This window comes from Variovorax sp. SPNA7 (assembly GCF_033807855.1).
Lineage (GTDB): Bacteria > Pseudomonadota > Gammaproteobacteria > Burkholderiales > Burkholderiaceae_C > Variovorax > Variovorax beijingensis.
In genome coordinates this window covers 5,441,336-5,458,309 of the sequence record NZ_CP138513.1, presented here as the reverse complement: position 1 = coordinate 5,458,309, position 16,974 = coordinate 5,441,336, and the positions used below count along the sequence as shown (strand labels likewise).

At 63.9% G+C, this 16,974-nt stretch carries 23 protein-coding genes; 20 read left to right on the top strand and 3 right to left on the bottom strand.

What is annotated here, in order from left to right:
• The first annotated feature begins 32 nt into the window (after nucleotides 1–32).
• The 19 genes from RZE77_RS25605 to RZE77_RS25515 all read left to right on the top strand — a co-directional run bounded on the left by RZE77_RS25605 (nucleotide 33) and on the right by RZE77_RS25515 (nucleotide 14,423).
• Nucleotides 33–1,202 carry a D-alanyl-D-alanine carboxypeptidase family protein gene (locus RZE77_RS25605; protein WP_319439818.1) on the top strand — a complete coding sequence of 390 codons (1,170 nt, stop codon included), beginning with the start codon at nucleotides 33–35 and terminating at the stop codon, nucleotides 1,200–1,202.
• Nucleotides 1,203–1,393: 191 nt separating this feature from the next.
• Entirely contained in the window at nucleotides 1,394–1,771 is a 378-nt protein-coding gene (rpsL, locus tag RZE77_RS25600; protein ID WP_013543948.1) for a 30S ribosomal protein S12, read from the top strand.
• A gap of 153 nt (nucleotides 1,772–1,924) precedes the next feature.
• Nucleotides 1,925–2,398, top strand: coding sequence for a 30S ribosomal protein S7 (gene rpsG, locus RZE77_RS25595; protein ID WP_007829591.1), 474 nt, complete (start codon nucleotides 1,925–1,927; stop codon nucleotides 2,396–2,398).
• Nucleotides 2,399–2,494: 96 nt separating this feature from the next.
• Complete coding sequence (fusA, locus tag RZE77_RS25590) at nucleotides 2,495–4,594, top strand: elongation factor G (RefSeq protein ID WP_015867670.1); 2,100 nt, start codon at nucleotides 2,495–2,497, stop codon at nucleotides 4,592–4,594.
• Nucleotides 4,595–4,735: 141 nt separating this feature from the next.
• Nucleotides 4,736–5,929 carry an elongation factor Tu gene (gene tuf, locus RZE77_RS25585; protein ID WP_012745744.1) on the top strand — a complete coding sequence of 398 codons (1,194 nt, stop codon included), beginning with the start codon at nucleotides 4,736–4,738 and terminating at the stop codon, nucleotides 5,927–5,929.
• A 21-nt stretch (nucleotides 5,930–5,950) separates the two neighbouring features.
• Nucleotides 5,951–6,265 (top strand): 30S ribosomal protein S10, encoded by a 315-nt coding sequence (rpsJ, locus tag RZE77_RS25580; RefSeq protein ID WP_007838118.1) that lies wholly within the window; start codon nucleotides 5,951–5,953, stop codon nucleotides 6,263–6,265.
• Between the two features lie 147 nt (nucleotides 6,266–6,412).
• Nucleotides 6,413–7,990, top strand: a complete 1,578-nt coding sequence (locus tag RZE77_RS25575) for a hypothetical protein (RefSeq protein ID WP_319439817.1) — start codon at nucleotides 6,413–6,415, stop codon at nucleotides 7,988–7,990.
• A 14-nt stretch (nucleotides 7,991–8,004) separates the two neighbouring features.
• Nucleotides 8,005–8,544 carry a hypothetical protein gene (locus tag RZE77_RS25570; protein ID WP_319439816.1) on the top strand — a complete coding sequence of 180 codons (540 nt, stop codon included), beginning with the start codon at nucleotides 8,005–8,007 and terminating at the stop codon, nucleotides 8,542–8,544.
• Nucleotides 8,545–8,798: 254 nt separating this feature from the next.
• Entirely contained in the window at nucleotides 8,799–9,479 is a 681-nt protein-coding gene (gene rplC / locus RZE77_RS25565) for a 50S ribosomal protein L3 (protein WP_021012791.1), read from the top strand.
• Nucleotides 9,479–10,099, top strand: coding sequence for a 50S ribosomal protein L4 (gene rplD / locus RZE77_RS25560; protein WP_013543942.1), 621 nt, complete (start codon nucleotides 9,479–9,481; stop codon nucleotides 10,097–10,099). The genes rplC and rplD overlap by 1 nt, the downstream gene beginning before the upstream one ends.
• Nucleotides 10,096–10,431, top strand: coding sequence for a 50S ribosomal protein L23 (rplW, locus tag RZE77_RS25555; RefSeq protein ID WP_007838129.1), 336 nt, complete (start codon nucleotides 10,096–10,098; stop codon nucleotides 10,429–10,431). The genes rplD and rplW overlap by 4 nt, the downstream gene beginning before the upstream one ends.
• A gap of 2 nt (nucleotides 10,432–10,433) precedes the next feature.
• Nucleotides 10,434–11,258, top strand: a complete 825-nt coding sequence (gene rplB / locus RZE77_RS25550) for a 50S ribosomal protein L2 (protein ID WP_015867666.1) — start codon at nucleotides 10,434–10,436, stop codon at nucleotides 11,256–11,258.
• 10 nt (nucleotides 11,259–11,268) lie between these two features.
• Nucleotides 11,269–11,547, top strand: a complete 279-nt coding sequence (gene rpsS / locus RZE77_RS25545; RefSeq protein WP_007838132.1) for a 30S ribosomal protein S19 — start codon at nucleotides 11,269–11,271, stop codon at nucleotides 11,545–11,547.
• A gap of 9 nt (nucleotides 11,548–11,556) precedes the next feature.
• Nucleotides 11,557–11,889: a 50S ribosomal protein L22 gene (gene rplV / locus RZE77_RS25540; RefSeq protein WP_007838134.1), complete on the top strand. Its 333-nt coding sequence runs from the start codon at nucleotides 11,557–11,559 to the stop codon at nucleotides 11,887–11,889.
• Nucleotides 11,890–11,906: 17 nt separating this feature from the next.
• Nucleotides 11,907–12,833, top strand: a complete 927-nt coding sequence (rpsC, locus tag RZE77_RS25535; RefSeq protein ID WP_015867665.1) for a 30S ribosomal protein S3 — start codon at nucleotides 11,907–11,909, stop codon at nucleotides 12,831–12,833.
• 28 nt (nucleotides 12,834–12,861) lie between these two features.
• Nucleotides 12,862–13,278, top strand: coding sequence for a 50S ribosomal protein L16 (gene rplP / locus RZE77_RS25530; protein ID WP_015867664.1), 417 nt, complete (start codon nucleotides 12,862–12,864; stop codon nucleotides 13,276–13,278).
• Nucleotides 13,279–13,333: 55 nt separating this feature from the next.
• A complete protein-coding gene (rpmC, locus tag RZE77_RS25525; RefSeq protein ID WP_041946241.1) occupies nucleotides 13,334–13,543 on the top strand; it encodes a 50S ribosomal protein L29 in 210 nt (69 codons plus the stop codon).
• 9 nt (nucleotides 13,544–13,552) lie between these two features.
• Nucleotides 13,553–13,822 (top strand): 30S ribosomal protein S17, encoded by a 270-nt coding sequence (gene rpsQ, locus RZE77_RS25520; RefSeq protein ID WP_015867662.1) that lies wholly within the window; start codon nucleotides 13,553–13,555, stop codon nucleotides 13,820–13,822.
• Nucleotides 13,823–13,916: 94 nt separating this feature from the next.
• Nucleotides 13,917–14,423, top strand: a complete 507-nt coding sequence (locus tag RZE77_RS25515; protein WP_319439815.1) for a peroxiredoxin — start codon at nucleotides 13,917–13,919, stop codon at nucleotides 14,421–14,423.
• Here RZE77_RS25515 and RZE77_RS25510 read toward each other — a convergent pair whose 3' ends face one another.
• On the bottom strand, nucleotides 14,424–15,011 hold the full coding sequence (locus RZE77_RS25510; protein ID WP_319439814.1) for a GNAT family N-acetyltransferase: 588 nt from the start codon (nucleotides 15,009–15,011) through the stop codon (nucleotides 14,424–14,426).
• Nucleotides 15,008–15,721: a cytochrome b/b6 domain-containing protein gene (locus tag RZE77_RS25505; protein ID WP_319439813.1), complete on the bottom strand. Its 714-nt coding sequence runs from the start codon at nucleotides 15,719–15,721 to the stop codon at nucleotides 15,008–15,010. Before RZE77_RS25505 ends, RZE77_RS25510 begins: the two co-directional genes overlap by 4 nt.
• 159 nt (nucleotides 15,722–15,880) lie before the next feature.
• Here RZE77_RS25505 and RZE77_RS25500 point away from each other — a divergent pair, with 159 nt between their 5' ends.
• Nucleotides 15,881–16,327 (top strand): c-type cytochrome, encoded by a 447-nt coding sequence (locus RZE77_RS25500; protein WP_319439812.1) that lies wholly within the window; start codon nucleotides 15,881–15,883, stop codon nucleotides 16,325–16,327.
• A gap of 64 nt (nucleotides 16,328–16,391) precedes the next feature.
• Here RZE77_RS25500 and RZE77_RS25495 read toward each other — a convergent pair whose 3' ends face one another.
• Entirely contained in the window at nucleotides 16,392–16,889 is a 498-nt protein-coding gene (locus tag RZE77_RS25495; protein WP_319439811.1) for a TlpA disulfide reductase family protein, read from the bottom strand.
• Between the last annotated feature and the right edge of the window lie 85 nt (nucleotides 16,890–16,974).

Below are 16,974 nucleotides of genomic sequence, written 5' to 3'. Positions count from 1 at the left end.
CCTCCCGTCTCTCCCGTTTTCCCTATTGCTCCATGAATCGTTTTCTTGACGCGTTTCGCGCGCTGGTGCTGGCCGCCGCCGCATCGGCTTGCATGATCGCCGCTGCCCAGGTGCCGGCGCCGCCCGAGATCGCCGCACGCAGCTACCTGCTGCTGGACGTCACGGCCAACCAGATCCTCGCGCAGAAGGACATCGACAGCCCCGTGGAGCCCGCGTCGCTCACCAAGCTGATGTCGGCCTACGTGGTGTTCGATGCGCTGCGCGCCAAGAAGATCACGCTGGCCCAGACGCTGCCGGTCAGCCAGCGCGCCTGGAAGATGCCCGGTTCGCGCATGTTCATCGATCCCAAGATGCAGGTGCCGGTCGAAGACCTGATCAAGGGGCTGATCGTGCAGTCGGGCAACGACGCCACCGTGGCGCTGGCCGAAGGCGTGGGCGGCACCGTGGAGCATTTCGTCGAGCTCATGAATGCGCAGGCCAAGGTGTTGGGCATGAAGAACACGACCTACAAGAATCCCGAAGGCCTCACCGCGCCCGGCCACACCACCACGGCGCGCGACCTGAGCATTCTCGCGACGCGACTGGTGCGCGACTTCCCGGAAGAAGCCAAGTACTACGCGATCAAGAAATACCGCTACCCGGGCACGCCGTCGACCAACGACACCAACCGCAACCTGCTGCTGTTCCGCGACCCGACCGTCGACGGCCTGAAGACCGGCCACACCGAGGCGGCGGGCTACTGCATGATCGCCACCGCCAAGCGCGACTTCCCCAACCTGACCGGCGGGCGCCGGCTGCTGTCGATCGTGCTGGGCACCTCGGGCGAAACCGTGCGCGCGAACGAATCGCAGAAGCTCCTGAACTGGGGCTACACCGCCTACGACGCCGTGCGCCTGTTCGACGCCGGCCAGCCGGCCGCCACGCCGGCGGTCTGGAAGGGCAAGGCCAACACGCTCAAGCTGGGCCGCCCGGAAGCCATCGTGGTCGCGGTACCGGCCGGTACCGCCAACAAGATCAAGACCCAGGTGGCGCGCCCCGATCCGCTGGTGGCGCCGTTCACCAAGTACCAGCCGGTGGGCTCGCTCAAGGTGACCCTGGATGACCAGCCCCTGGCGGACGTGCCGCTGGTGGCGCTGGAAGGCGTCGAGCAGGCGGGCATCCTCGGCCGCGCCTGGGATGCCGTCCGGCTCTGGATCAAGTAAGGAAGGGCGCCAGGCAACGCCGGCCGATGCTGTCCTTGCCGTTTCAAGCCCGCCTGCTATACTCGTGGGCTTTTCGGAATTTTCCGAAGGGTTTCACGTTTTCGTTATTCCCGGTTTCCTTGCCTTGCGTCACGACAAGTCAGGGGCGGCTTCACAGCCAAAAGCCGGGTTGTTTTGGGACTAATTCATTCATGCCAACCATCAATCAACTGGTGCGTCAGGGTCGAACGGTCGAAAAGATCAATTCGAAGAGCCCTGCCATGCAGAACTCGCCGCAACGCCGCGGTGTCTGCACCCGCGTCTACACCACGACGCCCAAGAAGCCCAACTCGGCGCTTCGTAAAGTTGCCAAGGTCCGTCTGACCAATGGCTTCGAAGTCATCTCCTACATCGGCGGCGAAGGCCACAACCTGCAGGAACACAGCGTCGTGCTGGTTCGCGGCGGTCGTGTCAAGGACTTGCCCGGTGTTCGCTACCACATCGTGCGCGGCTCGCTCGACCTGCAAGGCGTGAAAGACCGCAAGCAGTCGCGTTCCAAGTACGGCGCGAAGCGTCCCAAGAAGGCTTAAGCCTTCCTGTCGTAGAAAACAAACAAGCGGTGTTCGGTTGCCTTGGCGGGCACATCGAACGAAGTGACCCAATGTCGGGTCGAGTAAGTGAGGGTCCGGAATGGCTCTCGCGGTATCGGAAACGATGCCAACTGAAGCAAAGAGGTTAGAAAAATGCCACGTCGTCGCGAAGTCCCCAAACGTGAAATCCTGCCGGATCCCAAGTACGGCAATGTCGAGCTGTCGAAGTTCATGAACGTGATCATGGAAGGCGGCAAGAAGGCTGTTGCCGAGCGCATCATTTATGGCGCGCTCGACTTCATCGAAAAGAAGAACCCTGACAAGGACCCGCTCGAGGCCTTCACCGTTGCCATCAACAACGTGAAGCCGATGGTCGAAGTCAAGTCGCGCCGCGTCGGCGGTGCCAACTACCAGGTGCCGGTCGAAGTGCGTCCCGTGCGCCGCCTGGCGCTTTCGATGCGCTGGATCAAGGAAGCCGCCCGCAAGCGCGGCGAGAAGTCGATGGCCCTGCGCCTGGCCAACGAGCTGATGGAAGCCACGGAAGGCCGTGGCGGTGCCATGAAGAAGCGCGACGAAGTGCACCGCATGGCAGAAGCCAACCGGGCATTCAGCCACTTCCGCTTCTAAGAATCAAACTTCGCTTGGGCGTTGGGTGTTGAGTTTCGGGCGGCGTCGCCCGTGCTCGAGGCCCAGCGCTCAACGCATTTAACCCGAAAGTAAATCATGTCCCGCAAGACCCCCATCGAGCGCTACCGCAACATCGGCATCTCCGCGCACATCGACGCCGGCAAGACCACGACGACCGAGCGCATCCTGTTCTACACCGGTGTGAACCACAAGATCGGTGAAGTGCACGATGGCGCCGCCACGATGGACTGGATGGAGCAAGAGCAAGAGCGTGGCATCACGATCACCTCGGCTGCCACCACCTGCTTCTGGAAGGGCATGGCCGGCAAGTTCGAAGAACACCGCATCAACATCATCGACACCCCTGGCCACGTGGACTTCACCATTGAAGTCGAGCGCTCGATGCGCGTGCTGGACGGCGCCGTCATGGTGTACGACGCTGTCGGCGGCGTGCAGCCCCAGTCGGAAACCGTCTGGCGCCAGGCCAACAAGTACAAGGTGCCGCGCCTCGCGTTCGTCAACAAGATGGACCGCACCGGCGCCGACTTCCTGCGCGTGCGCCAGATGATGGTGGACCGCCTGAAGGCCAACCCCGTCGTGATCCAGATCCCGATCGGTGCCGAAGAGCACTTCCAGGGCATCGTCGACCTCGTGAAGATGAAGGCGATCATCTGGGACGAAGACAAGGGCGTGACCTTCACCTACGGTGAAATCCCCGCGAACCTGACCGACGTCTGCAACGAATACCGCGAAAAGCTCGTCGAAGCCGCTGCCGAAGCGAGCGAAGAGCTGATGAACAAGTACCTCGAAGGCGGCGAGCTGTCCGAAGAGGAAATCAAGAAGGCCATTCGCCAGCGCACCATCGCCGGCGAAATCCAGCCGATGCTGTGCGGCTCGGCCTTCAAGAACAAGGGCGTGCAGGCCATGCTCGACGCTGTCGTCGAATACATGCCCGCTCCGACCGACATTCCGCCGGTCAACGGCACCGACGAAGACGAAGCCCCCGTCACCCGCAAGGCTGACGACAACGAGAAGTTCTCGGCGCTCGCATTCAAGCTGATGACCGACCCGTTCGTGGGCCAGTTGACCTTCGTTCGCGTCTACTCGGGCGTGCTGACCAAGGGCGACAGCGTCTACAACCCGGTGCGCGGCAAGAAGGAACGCATCGGCCGTATCGTGCAGATGCACGCGAACAACCGCGAAGAAGTCAACGAAATCCGCGCCGGCGACATCGCCGCCTGCGTGGGCCTGAAGGAAGTCACCACGGGCGAAACCCTGTGCGACCCGGCAGCCGTCGTGACGCTCGAACGCATGGTGTTCCCGGAATCGGTGATCTCGCAGGCCGTCGAGCCCAAGACCAAGGCCGACCAGGAAAAGATGGGCATCGCCCTGCAGCGCCTCGCTCAGGAAGACCCGTCGTTCCGCGTCAAGACCGACGAGGAATCGGGCCAGACCATCATCGCCGGCATGGGCGAGCTGCACCTCGAAATCATCGTGGACCGCATGAAGCGCGAGTTCGGCGTGGAAGCCAATGTGGGCAAGCCGCAGGTGGCCTACCGCGAAACGATCCGCAAGACCGTCGAAGAAGCCGAAGGCAAGTTCGTGCGCCAGTCGGGCGGCAAGGGCCAGTACGGCCACGTGGTGCTCAAGCTCGAGCCGCAGGAAGCCGGCAAGGGCTTCGAATTCGTCGACGCCATCAAGGGCGGTGTGGTTCCTCGCGAATACATCCCCGCAGTGGAAAAGGGCGTTGTGGAAGCGCTGACGCAAGGCGTGCTGGCGGGCTACCCCGTCGTCGACGTCAAGGTCACGCTGCACTTCGGCTCGTACCACGACGTGGACTCGAACGAAATGGCGTTCAAGATGGCCGCGATCTTCGGCTTCAAGGAAGGCGCCCGCAAGGCCAACCCCGTGATCCTCGAGCCGATGATGGCCGTGGAAGTCGAAACGCCTGAAGACTACGCCGGCAACGTGATGGGCGACCTCTCGTCACGCCGCGGCATGGTGCAGGGCATGGACGACATGATCGGTGGCGGCAAGTCCATCAAGGCCGAAGTGCCGCTGTCGGAAATGTTCGGCTACTCGACCACGCTGCGTTCGATGTCGCAAGGCCGCGCCACGTACACGATGGAGTTCAAGCACTACGCCGAAGCTCCCCGTAACGTGGCCGAAGCCATCGTGGCCGCTCGCGCAAAGTAAGTTTTCAAGAACGTCGGGCGACGCACGGCGCCGCCCAACTTGTCTGCGATCCGGTGCCGCCCTGTTCCCGTGCGGGGCGAACCAGCAATCGGATGCAGACATAAAACCAATACACGGGAATGCTCTTTCAAGGATTGAAAAATGGCAAAAGGTAAATTCACCCGCACCAAGCCGCACGTGAACGTGGGCACGATCGGTCACGTTGACCACGGCAAGACCACGCTGACGGCGGCCATCGCCACGGTGCTGTCGGCCAAGTTCGGCGGCGAAGCCAAGGCCTACGACCAGATCGACGCGGCGCCCGAAGAAAAGGCCCGCGGCATCACCATCAACACCGCCCACGTCGAGTACGAGACGGCCAACCGCCACTACGCCCACGTCGACTGCCCCGGCCACGCCGACTACGTCAAGAACATGATCACCGGCGCGGCCCAGATGGACGGCGCCATTCTCGTGTGCTCGGCCGCCGACGGCCCCATGCCCCAGACCCGCGAGCACATCCTGCTGGCGCGCCAGGTGGGTGTGGGCTACATCATCGTGTTCCTGAACAAGTGCGACATGGTGGACGACGCCGAACTGCTCGAGCTCGTCGAAATGGAAGTGCGCGAGCTGCTCGACAAGTACGAGTTCCCCGGCGACGACACCCCCATCATCCACGGCTCGGCCAAGCTCGCCCTGGAAGGCGACAAGGGCAAGCTCGGTGAAGAAGCCATCATGAAGCTGGCCGAAGCGCTGGACACCTACATCCCGACGCCCGAGCGCGCCGTGGACGGCACCTTCCTGATGCCCGTGGAAGACGTGTTCTCGATCTCCGGGCGCGGCACCGTGGTGACCGGCGCCGTCGAGCGCGGCGTGATCAAGGTCGGCGAGGAAATCGAGATCGTCGGCATCCGCCCGACCGTCAAGACCACCTGCACCGGCGTGGAAATGTTCCGCAAGCTGCTCGACCAGGGTCAGGCTGGCGACAACGTCGGCGTGCTGCTGCGCGGCACCAAGCGCGAAGAAGTCGAGCGCGGCCAGGTGCTGTGCAAGCCCGGCTCGATCAAGCCGCACACGCACTTCACCGCCGAGGTGTACGTGCTGTCCAAGGACGAAGGTGGCCGTCACACGCCGTTCTTCAACAACTACCGTCCGCAGTTCTACTTCCGCACGACGGACGTGACCGGCGCGATCGAGCTGCCCAAGGACAAGGAAATGGTCATGCCTGGCGACAACGTCAGCATCACCGTGAAGCTGATCAACCCGATCGCGATGGAAGAGGGTCTCCGCTTCGCCATCCGCGAAGGCGGCCGCACCGTGGGTTCGGGCGTCGTGGCAAAGATCCTCGACATCTAAGCCGCACGCAAAGGAATCACCATGGCTACCAAGCAAAAAATCCGCATCCGCCTGAAGGCGTTCGACTACAAGCTGATCGACCAGTCGGCAGCCGAAATCGTTGATACCGCCAAGCGCACCGGCGCGATCGTCAAGGGCCCCGTGCCCCTGCCGACCCGCATGAAGCGTTTCGACATCCTGCGTTCGCCGCACGTCAACAAGACCTCGCGCGACCAGCTCGAGATCCGCACGCACCAGCGCCTGATGGACATCGTCGACCCGACCGACAAGACCGTGGACGCGCTGATGAAGCTCGACCTGCCGGCCGGCGTGGACGTCGAGATCAAGCTGCAGTAAACCCGGCCTCGCGCCGCGTTTCCTGAAAAGCCCGCTTGCAGAAATGCAAGCGGGCTTTTCTTATTTGTCTCCCAACTGTGGCATCCTCGCGCACCGGTATTCTTCGGGGCAAGCAGGGCCGGGGCTGAAACGAGGGCAGTACAAGCTATGAGCTACAGGAACTCTTCTGCATGGATCGCGGCATGTGTTGCCGCGGCGCTGCTGGCCGGTTGCGGTGGCGGAGGCGGGGGAGGTGGCGGCGGCCTGGCCGGCTTCCCGCTGCCAGTGGCGGGTCCGGTGACCCTGAGCGGCACGGCCACTTACGAATCCGTGCCGAATCCGAACGGCACCCTCGTCTATGCCAGCTCTGCCCCCAGGCCTGTGCGAGGGGCCATGGTGGAAGTGCTCAACGTGGCAACGTCCGCGCAGCTGGCCACGGCCACCACCGACGACAACGGTGCCTATGCGGTGTCCGTGCCCGCGAACACGGCGATCGCGGTGCGGGTCAAGGCCCAGCTGGTTCGAAGCGGCCCGGGCGCAAGCTGGGATGTGACGGTGCGCGACAACACGCGTTCCGGCGGCCTCTACACCATGCAAAGCCCCGCCTTCTCGTCCGGCGCGGCCGCCTCGGTGCGCGACCTCCACGCACCGTCGGGATGGGGTGGTTCGGGCTACACCGAGGACCGGGTGGCGGCACCGTTCGCCATCCTCGATACGGTCTACACCGCCATGCAGAAGGTGGTCTCGGTGGCGCCTGCAACGGCGTTTCCGGCATTGCGCGTGTTCTGGAGCGTCAACAATGCGCCATCCCCCGGTAGCGTCGCGGCGGGGCAGATCGGCACCACTTTCTTCGTCGACAGGGGCAGCAACGGCCGCGAAATCTATGTGCTGGGCAAGGAAGACGTCGATACCGACGAATACGACACCTCGGTGATTGCCCACGAGTGGGGGCACTACTACCAATCCTCCTTCAGCCGCGACGACTCGATGGGCGGGGACCACAGCCAGAGCCAGCGTACCGATCGCCGGCTCGCGTTTTCGGAAGGCTGGGGCAACGCCTGGTCGGGCATCGCGCTGGGGCGCCGGAACTATGTCGATTCGGGCGGCGCGCAACAGGCGTCCGTTCGGGAGAGCATCAACATCGACCTTTCCGCCGGTGCGGCAACCCAGCCGGGCTGGTACCGCGAGACCTCGATCCAGTCGATTTTCTGGAACCTCAACCAGCAGGTGGGCTTCAAGCCGATCCACGACACGCTGACCGGCTTCCAGTTCAGGAGCGGAGCGGCCGTCACCTCGATCCATCCTTTCTCGGCGGCCTTCAACGCGACCGCCCCGGGCAGCGCTTCGGCCCTGGCGGCCCTGCTCGGCGGGCAGAGCATCAACGCGACGGACAACGATCCGTTCGGCGGCGCCGAAACCAACGACGGCGCAATTCCGGTCGCGATTCCGATGTACCGGGTGGCGGCCGTGGGCGGCGCCGTGACCCAGGCCTGCGTTTCCAACGACGCCGGCACAGGCAACAAGCTCGGCAACTTCTCCTATGTTCGCTTCGCAGCGCCTGCCAACCGCAGCTACCAGATCGTCGTGAATGGCGGTCCGTCGGGATCCAATCCCGATTTCGACATCTTCAGGGGCGGCCTGATTGCCCGCACCGGCAATACGGTCAGCCTGTCGGCTGGCGAGTACGTTCTGGCAGTGACGGACCTCAGCAGTCTCGACGCATGCTTCAACGTATCCATTCAGTAGCAAGAAAGGCCGCCATGAACATCCGATCGAATTCGATGATGGCCCTCGCGTGCCTCGCACTGGCAACGCTGTCGGCGCCGGCCGCGGCAGACGGCGAGCCCGGGTCGCGCAGCGCCAGGCATGCGGCGTCGCAGCAGCGCCAGGCCGCCCCGATGACCACGGCGCCGCAGAAGCCCGGGGGCGCCGGCGTCAAGCTCGGCTATCGGCTCGACGCCACGCCGCAACTGGGCCAGGCCACGCCTGTGGTGCTGCAATTCGACGGCGTGACCGACGCCGACGGTGCCACGGTCCGCCTGAGCGCCGACAAGGGGCTGGCGCTCCAGGGAAGCAGCACCCTCGCGCTGCCGGCCGGCAAGCGGACCACGGCCACCGTCGTCGTGGTGAGCGAGGCCGAGGGGCTGGCCTACCTCAATGTGTTCATCAAGCATGGCAGCGCCTCGAGCGCGGTTTCGGTTCCCATCCAGACCGGTACGGCGGCACCGAACCTGAAATCCAGCGGCGAAATGAAGTCCACGCCAAGTGGCGACAGCATCATCACGATGCCTGTCAAATAGGCCAGAAGCAGTAAAAAAACGGCCCAGAACAGGGGGCAGGCGCCCTCCGGGCCGCTTCGCAATGCAGCTTGCACTGCGCCCGCATCGCGGGCTATAATCGCTGGCTCTGCCCTTCGTGCGTCCATTTGGGCGCCGTGAGAGCGGAGATTTATCAACCTTCCTTCGTAGGCCGGGACCCCCAAGGGAATCGGCCAAACGCTGTCGCCAATTGAAGTGGCAGCGGCGAGGGGAGTTTCCATTTTTGGAGAAAACAAATGAGTCTGAGCAACTCCCTCGGGTTGCTGGGCCGCAAGGTGGGGATGATGCGTCTCTTCACCGATGACGGGGACGCAGTTCCTGTCACGGTGGTGGATGTGTCCAACAACCGTGTGACCCAGATCAAGTCGCAAGAGACCGACGGCTACGTCGCACTGCAAGTGACGTTCGGTTCGCGCAAGGCATCGCGCGTGACCAAGCCCCAAGCCGGCCACCTCGCCAAGGCGGGTGTCGAAGCTGGTGAAATCATCCGCGAATTCCGCGTGACCGCCGATACCGCAGGCCAGCACAAGGCTGGCGGCGTGATCGCCGCGAGCAGCGTGTTCTCGGTGGGCCAGAAGGTCGACGTGCAAGGCACCTCGATCGGCAAGGGCTACGCCGGCACCATCAAGCGCCACAACATGAGCTCGCAGCGCGCGTCGCACGGCAACAGCCGTTCGCACAACGTTCCCGGCTCGATCGGCATGGCACAAGACCCCGGTCGCGTGTTCCCCGGCAAGCGCATGACGGGCCACCTCGGCGACGTCACCAAGACCACGCAGAACCTCGATGTCTTCCGCATCGACGAAGCGCGTCAACTGTTGCTCATCAAGGGCGCGATCCCGGGTTCGAAGGGTGGCTTCGTCACCGTGCGTCCCGCCATCAAGGCCAAGCCGCAAGCGGCTGAAGGAGCGAAGTAATGCAACTCGAACTCCTGAACGAACAAGGCCAGGCCGCGTCGAAATACGACGCCCCCGAGACCGTGTTCGGCCGTGATTACAACGAAGACCTGGTCCACCAGATCGTCGTTGCATTCCAGGCCAATGCCCGCCAAGGCACGCGCGCCCAGAAGGACCGCGAGCAGGTCAAGCACTCGACCAAGAAGCCTTTCAAGCAAAAGGGAACGGGCCGCGCCCGTGCCGGTATGACGTCCTCGCCGCTGTGGCGCGGGGGTGGCCGGATCTTCCCGAACATGCCTGACGAAAACTTCTCGCAGAAGATCAACAAGAAGATGTACCGCGCCGGCATGGCCGCCATCTTCTCGCAGCTCGCTCGCGAAGGCCGTCTGGCCGTGGTGGATTCGCTGACCGTGGATTCGCCCAAGACGAAGCCGCTGGCAGCCCGTTTCAAGGCGATGAATCTCGAGTCCGTGCTCGTGATCGCCGAAGAAGTCGACGAAAACCTGTACCTTGCCTCGCGCAATCTGGTCAACATTCTCGTGGTCGAACCCCGCTACGCCGATCCGGTGTCGCTGGTCCACTACAAGAAGGTGCTGGTCACCAAGGGTGCCGTCGACAAGCTCAAGGAGATGTTCGCATGAGCCGCGTGAACCCTACCGCCGCTGAACGTACGTTCGAAGAAGGCCGCCTGATGGCGGTGCTGGTCGCCCCGATCGTGTCCGAAAAGGCCACGATGGTCGGCGAGAAGTCGAACGCTGTCACTTTCAAGGTGCTGCAAGACGCCACCAAGCCCGAGATCAAGGCCGCTGTCGAACTGATGTTCAAGGTCGAAGTCCAGGGCGTGTCGGTGCTCAACACCAAGGGCAAGACCAAGCGCTTTGGCAAGTCCATCGGCCGCCGCGACAACGTTCGCAAGGCCTATGTGACGCTCAAGCCCGGTCAAGAGCTCAACCTCGTCGGGGAAGGCGCTTAATCATGGCCGTCATCAAGATGAAACCCACTTCGCCGGGCCAACGCGGCGCGGTGAAGATCTCGCGGGACCACCTGTTCAAGGGTGCTCCTCACGCGCCTCTGCTGGAACCCCAGTTCCAGAAGGCCGGCCGCAACAACAACGGCCACATCACGATCCGTCATCGTGGCGGCGGTGCCAAGCACCACTACCGCGTTGTCGACTTCGTGCGCAACAAGGACGGCATCCCGGCCAAGGTCGAACGCATCGAGTACGACCCGAACCGCACCGCCCACATTGCCCTGGTCTGCTACGCCGACGGCGAGCGCCGCTACATCATCGCCCCGCGCGGTCTTGAGGCTGGTGCAACGCTGCTGAGCGGTTCGGAAGCCCCGATCCGCGCCGGCAACACGCTGCCGATCCGCAACATTCCGGTCGGCTCGACGATCCACTGCATCGAACTGCAACCCGGCAAGGGCGCGCAGATCGCGCGTTCGGCCGGCACGTCGGCCACGCTGCTGGCTCGCGAAGGCGTCTACGCCCAGGTCCGCATGCGTTCGGGTGAGGTGCGCCGCATCCACATCGAATGCCGCGCCACTATCGGTGAAGTCGCGAACGAAGAGCACAGCCTGCGCCAACTCGGCAAGGCCGGTGTGAAGCGTCACATGGGTATTCGCCCGACCGTTCGCGGCGTGGTGATGAATCCTGTCGACCACCCGCACGGTGGTGGCGAAGGCAAGACCGGCGAAGGCCGCCATCCTGTCGACCCATGGGGCAACCTGACCAAGGGCTACCGTACCCGTAACAACAAGCGCACGCAGGTCTTCATCGTGTCGCGCCGCAAGAAGTAAGGGATAGCAAATGACTCGCTCTCTCAAAAAGGGTCCGTTTGTTGACCATCACCTCGTGGCCAAGGCCGACAAGGCAGTGACGACGAAGGACAAGAAGCCGATCAAGACCTGGTCGCGCCGCTCGATGGTCCTGCCCGAGTTCATCGGCCTGACCATTGCCGTGCACAACGGCAAGCAGCACGTGCCTGTCTACATCACCGACCAGATGGTCGGCCACAAGCTCGGCGAATTTGCGCTCACGCGCACGTTCAAGGGGCACCCCGCGGACAAGAAAGTCCAGAAGAAGTAAGGAACGACCATGTCTGAAACACGTGCAGTCCTCCGCGGTGTCCGCCTCTCGGTCGACAAGGGCCGTCTGGTCGCTGACCTGATCCGCGGCAAGAAGGTTGATCAAGCGCTCAACGTCCTGCAATTCACGCAGAAGAAAGCCGCTGTGATCATCAAGAAGGTGCTCGAGTCGGCAATTGCCAACGCCGAGCACAACGATGGCGCCGATATCGACGAACTGAAGGTCAAGACCATCTACGTCGAACAGGGCGCGACGCTCAAGCGCTTCACGGCGCGAGCCAAGGGTCGCGGTAACCGCATCAGCAAGCCCACGTGCCATGTGTACGTGACGGTTGGCAACTAAGAACGCCTGGAAGAAATATGGGACAGAAAATCCATCCGACCGGCTTCCGCCTTGCGGTTACCCGTAACTGGTCCAGCCGCTGGTACGCAAGCGACCGCGATTTCGCGGGCATGCTGGCCGAAGACATCAAGGTTCGCGAATACCTCAAGAAGAAGCTGAAGAACGCTTCGGTGTCGCGCGTCATGATCGAGCGTCCCGCCAAGAACGCACGCATCACGATCTACTCGGCTCGTCCGGGCGTCGTGATCGGCAAGAAGGGCGAAGACATCGAGAACCTCAAGCGCGAACTGGGCAAGCAGCTCGGCGTGCCGGTGGCAGTGAACATCGAAGAAGTGCGCAAGCCCGAAATCGATGCCCAGCTGATCGCCGACAGCATCACGCAGCAGCTCGAAAAGCGGATCATGTTCCGCCGCGCCATGAAGCGCGCCATGCAGAACGCCATGCGTCTGGGTGCCCAGGGCATCAAGATCATGTCGGCTGGCCGCCTGAACGGCATCGAAATTGCCCGTACCGAGTGGTACCGCGAAGGTCGCGTGCCCCTCCACACGCTGCGCGCCGACATCGACTACGGCACCTCGGAAGCCAAGACCACCTACGGCGTCATCGGCGTCAAGGTCTGGGTCTACAAGGGCGACACGCTGGGCCGCAACGACCTGCCGGCCGTCGAAACGCCGCGTCCGGACGACGAGCGTCGTCCGCGTGGTCCGCGCCGCGATGGCCGCCCGGGTGGCGACCGTCCGGGTTCGGACCGTCGTGGTCCCGGCCCGCGCGCCGGTGCCCGTGGCCCGATCGGTGGCAACACCGCCCCGGCCGACGGCAGCGACAAGCCCGCAGAAGCCACTGGCGCAGCTCCCGCTGCTCCGGGTGCAGACTCGAAACCCGCCGTTAAGCGCGTCCGCAAAGCCGCGCCAGCTGCAGCAGCTGACGGTGCCAAGACCGAGTGATCGGTCTTAGAACTACGGAGTATTAAAAATGCTGCAACCTGCACGCAGAAAGTTCCGCAAGGAACAAAAGGGCCGCAACACCGGCGTCGCAACCCGGGGCAACTCGGTTGCCTTCGGTGATTTCGGTCTCAAATGCACCGACCGCGGCCGCCTCACGGCGCGCCAGATCGAAGCCGCTCGCCGCGCGATTTCGCGTCACGTGAAGCGCGGTGGCCGTATCTGGATCCGCGTGTTCCCGGACAAGCCGATCTCTACCAAGCCCGCCGAAGTGCGGATGGGTAACGGTAAGGGCAACCCCGAGTACTACGTCGCTGAAATCCAGCCTGGCAAGATCGTGTTCGAGATCGTCGGCGTGCCCGAAGAACTCGCCCGCGAAGCGTTCCGCCTGGCCGCCGCCAAGCTTCCGCTGCGCACGACGTTCGTCGCTCGCCAGCTCGGCGCCTGAGAGGAGAACATCCATGGCAACACGTAAGAAAAAAGAAACCGCGGCTCCGGCCAAGGTGACCAAGGCTGCAACCCTGCGCACGAAGGACGTCGCAGCGCTGCAAACCGAAGTCAAGGAACTGCAGAAGGCCCATTTCGGCCTGCGCATGCAGAAAGCCACGCAACAGCTGTCGAACACGTCGACGCTGCGCGTGACGCGCCGCGACATCGCGCGCGCCAAGACCATTCTTGCTCAGAAGCAGCAAGAAACCCAAGCCGCCAAGTAAGGAGTGAACATGACGGAAGCTAAAAAATCCCTCAAGCGCACCTTGATCGGCAAGGTGGTCAGCGACAAGCGTGCCAAGACCGTGACCGTGCTGGTCGAGCGCCGTGTGAAGCACGAGCTCTACGGCAAGATCGTGGCCAAGACGAGCAAGTACCACGCCCATGACGAAAAGGGCGAGTACAAGCTGGGCGACACCATCGAGATCACGGAAAGCCGTCCGATCTCGAAGACCAAGAACTGGGTCGTGACCCGTCTGGTCGAGAAGGCCGTGCTGGTCTGATCACCGGCTGATCGACCTCGGGAAGCCTCTTGAAGGCAACCCATCCGGAAACGGCCCACAATGTGGGCCGTTTTTCTTTTTCAGGAGCACTCAGATGATCAAAGTCGGCGACACCCTTCCTTCGGCAACCCTGCAGGAATATTCCGAGGTCGAAGGCGAAGGCTGCAGCATCGGACCGAACCCGGTGGACGTGAGCAAGGCCACGGCCGGCAAGACCATTGCGCTGTTTGCGCTGCCGGGCGCCTTCACGCCCACCTGCTCGGCCAAGCATGTGCCCGGCTATGTGCAGCACTTCGACGACTTCAAGGCCGCCGGCGTGGACGAGATCTGGTGCGTGAGCGTGAACGACGCCTTCGTGATGGGCGCTTGGGCGCGCGACCAGAAGACCGGCACCAAGGTGCGCATGCTGGCCGACGGCAGTGCCGATTTCGCCAAGGCCACCGGCCTCACGCTGGACCTGACCGGCCGCGGCATGGGCCTGCGCAGCAACCGCTATTCGATGCTCGTGAAGGACGGCAAGGTGGCCACGCTGAACGTCGAGGCCCCGGGCAAGTTCGAGGTCAGCAATGCCGAGACGCTGCTGGCCCAGGCCCGCGGCTAACTAGAGATCGACCTTGAGGTAGTGCGCGCCCGCGATCGGGTTGTGATAGTAGGGCGGCACTTCCTCGAAACCCAGGTCTTCGTAGAGCGCGCGGGCCGACTCCATCTCATCCAGCGTGTCGAGCAGCACACAGGCATAGCCTGCGCCGCGCGCGGCATCGAGGATGGCTTCGGCGAGCTGCCGGCCGACCCCCAACCCGCGAAAGCCGGGCCGCACGAACAGCCGCTTCATCTCCGCGGCGTTGGCGTAGTCGGTGTTGTCGAGCGGGCGCAGCGCACAGCAGCCGGCCACGTGCGCCAGCGTGCCGTTGGCCCGCATGAAGGTCGGCGCGCGTTGCCCGGCTTCCTCCTTGATGTGGGCGGCATCGACCAGCGCAAGCAGCAGGGCGCCGCGCGGCTCGGCATAGTCGCCTGGCAGCGTGGCGACTTCTTCCTCGAAATTCTGGAAGCACAGGTCGATGTCCAGCGAGGCGGCGTAGTCGCGGAAGATCGCGCGTGCGGCATCGAGTTCGCCGGGTTCCTCCGGCGTCAGGAGCACGACGGCTGGCGTGTCGGCCAGCGGCAGGGGGCGTGAAACCGAAAAGCTCATACGCGCAGCGATGAAATCCACCAGGCCGCGCCTGCGCATGCGGCGAACAGCACCAGCGCGAGCCCGCGCGAGGCGGTGTCGTCGCGGCTGGGTGCCGCCTGGCTGTGCGCGGGCGTGACCAGTTTGTCGCCCGACACCATGGGCCGCACCAGGCGGTGCCGCTTGACCAGCACGTAGAAGAGCACCGCCAGCACGTGCAGGCTCACCAGGGCGATCACGATCGTCTTGCCCGGTCCCTCGTGCCAGCCCGTGGCAAGGCTCACCACGTCGCCGGAGACGAAGCGCGTGAGCGGCCCCGCTGCCGAAATTTCGTCGTCCGCCATCAGCCCCGTGCCGACCTGTACCGCAAGCACCGCGAGCACGGCGAAAACCGAGAGGGCGCCCAATGGCGTGTGGCCGATCACATGATCGGGATGGGCCCGCCCGCGCAGGTACGCGACGACCGAGCCCGGGCCATAGAAGAACGAGGCAAAGCGCGACCAGCGTCCGCCCACGAAACCCCAGAGCAGGCGGAACAGCAGCAGGGCGAGCACTGTGTAGCCCAGGCGGAAATGCCACTCCATGACACCGCCGAGGCCGGTGGCGACCAGGCCGATCACGGCGACGCTCAATGTCCAGTGGAAAATGCGCGTCGGCAGATCCCAGATGCGCTTTCGGACGGGGGTGTCGGACGCTGCGGCCTGCATGGCGGCCACGGAAGAGTCGGTCATCGAAGAGGCGGGGTGCGCAAAAGACTGCGGAAGGCGCAGATTAGCAAAGTCCGGGCCGCTGCATGCATCGGGTTGTTGCTATGCGCACCGGGAACGCTGCCCCTACACTCGGCGCGGCGCCGTTTCCGGCGGTGCCCAACCCACAACAAGGACCCCCCGATGATTCGACTTGCTTCGTTCGCGCTGGCCGCTGCCTGCGCCGCGGTTTCCCTGCCGGCGGCCGCCCAGTTCGCCAAGCCCGAGGACGCCATCAAGTACCGCCAGAGCGCGCTGTTCGTGATGGGCCAGCATTTCAGCCGTGTCGGCGCCATGGCCAATGGACGCATTCCCTACGACGCGGCTGCTGCCTCCGCCAACGCAGAGCTCGTGGCCGAAATGGCCAGGTTGCCCTGGACCGCCTTCGGGGCCGGAACCGAGGGCGGCAAGGGCAAGCCCGAGGTCTGGAAGGAAGCCGCGAAGTTCAAGGAACACCAGGACAAGATGGTTGCCGAGACCGGCAAGCTGGTGGTTGCGGCCAAGGCCGGCACCGTCGAGGCGCTCAAGGCCCAGTTCGGCGCCACCGCCTCGAGCTGCAAGGCCTGCCACGACAGCTTCCGCAACCAGTAGGCGAGCGGCGGAAACAAAAAAGGCGCTGCCGAAAGGAGCGCCTTCATGATGCCCGCGGGCGGATTCAAGCCTCGGCGAGCAGTTTCTCGATCAGCTTGTGGAGCTCGGCGAAATCGGGCTCGCCCACATAGCGCTTCACGATCTCGCCCTTCTTGTTGACCAGGTAGGTGGTGGGCGTGAGCTTCACGTCGCCCCAGGCCTGCGCCACGCTGCCGGTGTTGTCGATCGCCACCTTGAACGGCAGCTTGCGGGTCTCGGCAAAGTTGACGACGTAGCTCGGCGGGTCGTAGCTCATGGCCACGGCCAGCGTGTCGTAGCCCTTGGACTTGTACTTGTCGTAGGTGGCAATGACCTTGGGCATTTCAGCCACGCAGGTCACGCAGCTCGTGGCCCAGAAGTTCACCAGGGTGACCTTGCCCTTCAGGTCGCTGGTGCTTTTCGTGCTGCCGTCGAGCAGCACGAAGGTCGAGGCCGGTGCCGCGGTGGCGCCGGAACCGAGGTACACCCCCACGCCAGCGGCCAATGCAAGGGCGACTGCGGCGACGGCGATGTATTTTTTCATGGCAGCGGATGGAGAGGGGCGAGCCGATTTTAGTTCCGCCCGCCGGATCGTGCCGGCGGGCGTCCGCGCGGCTCGATAATGGCTT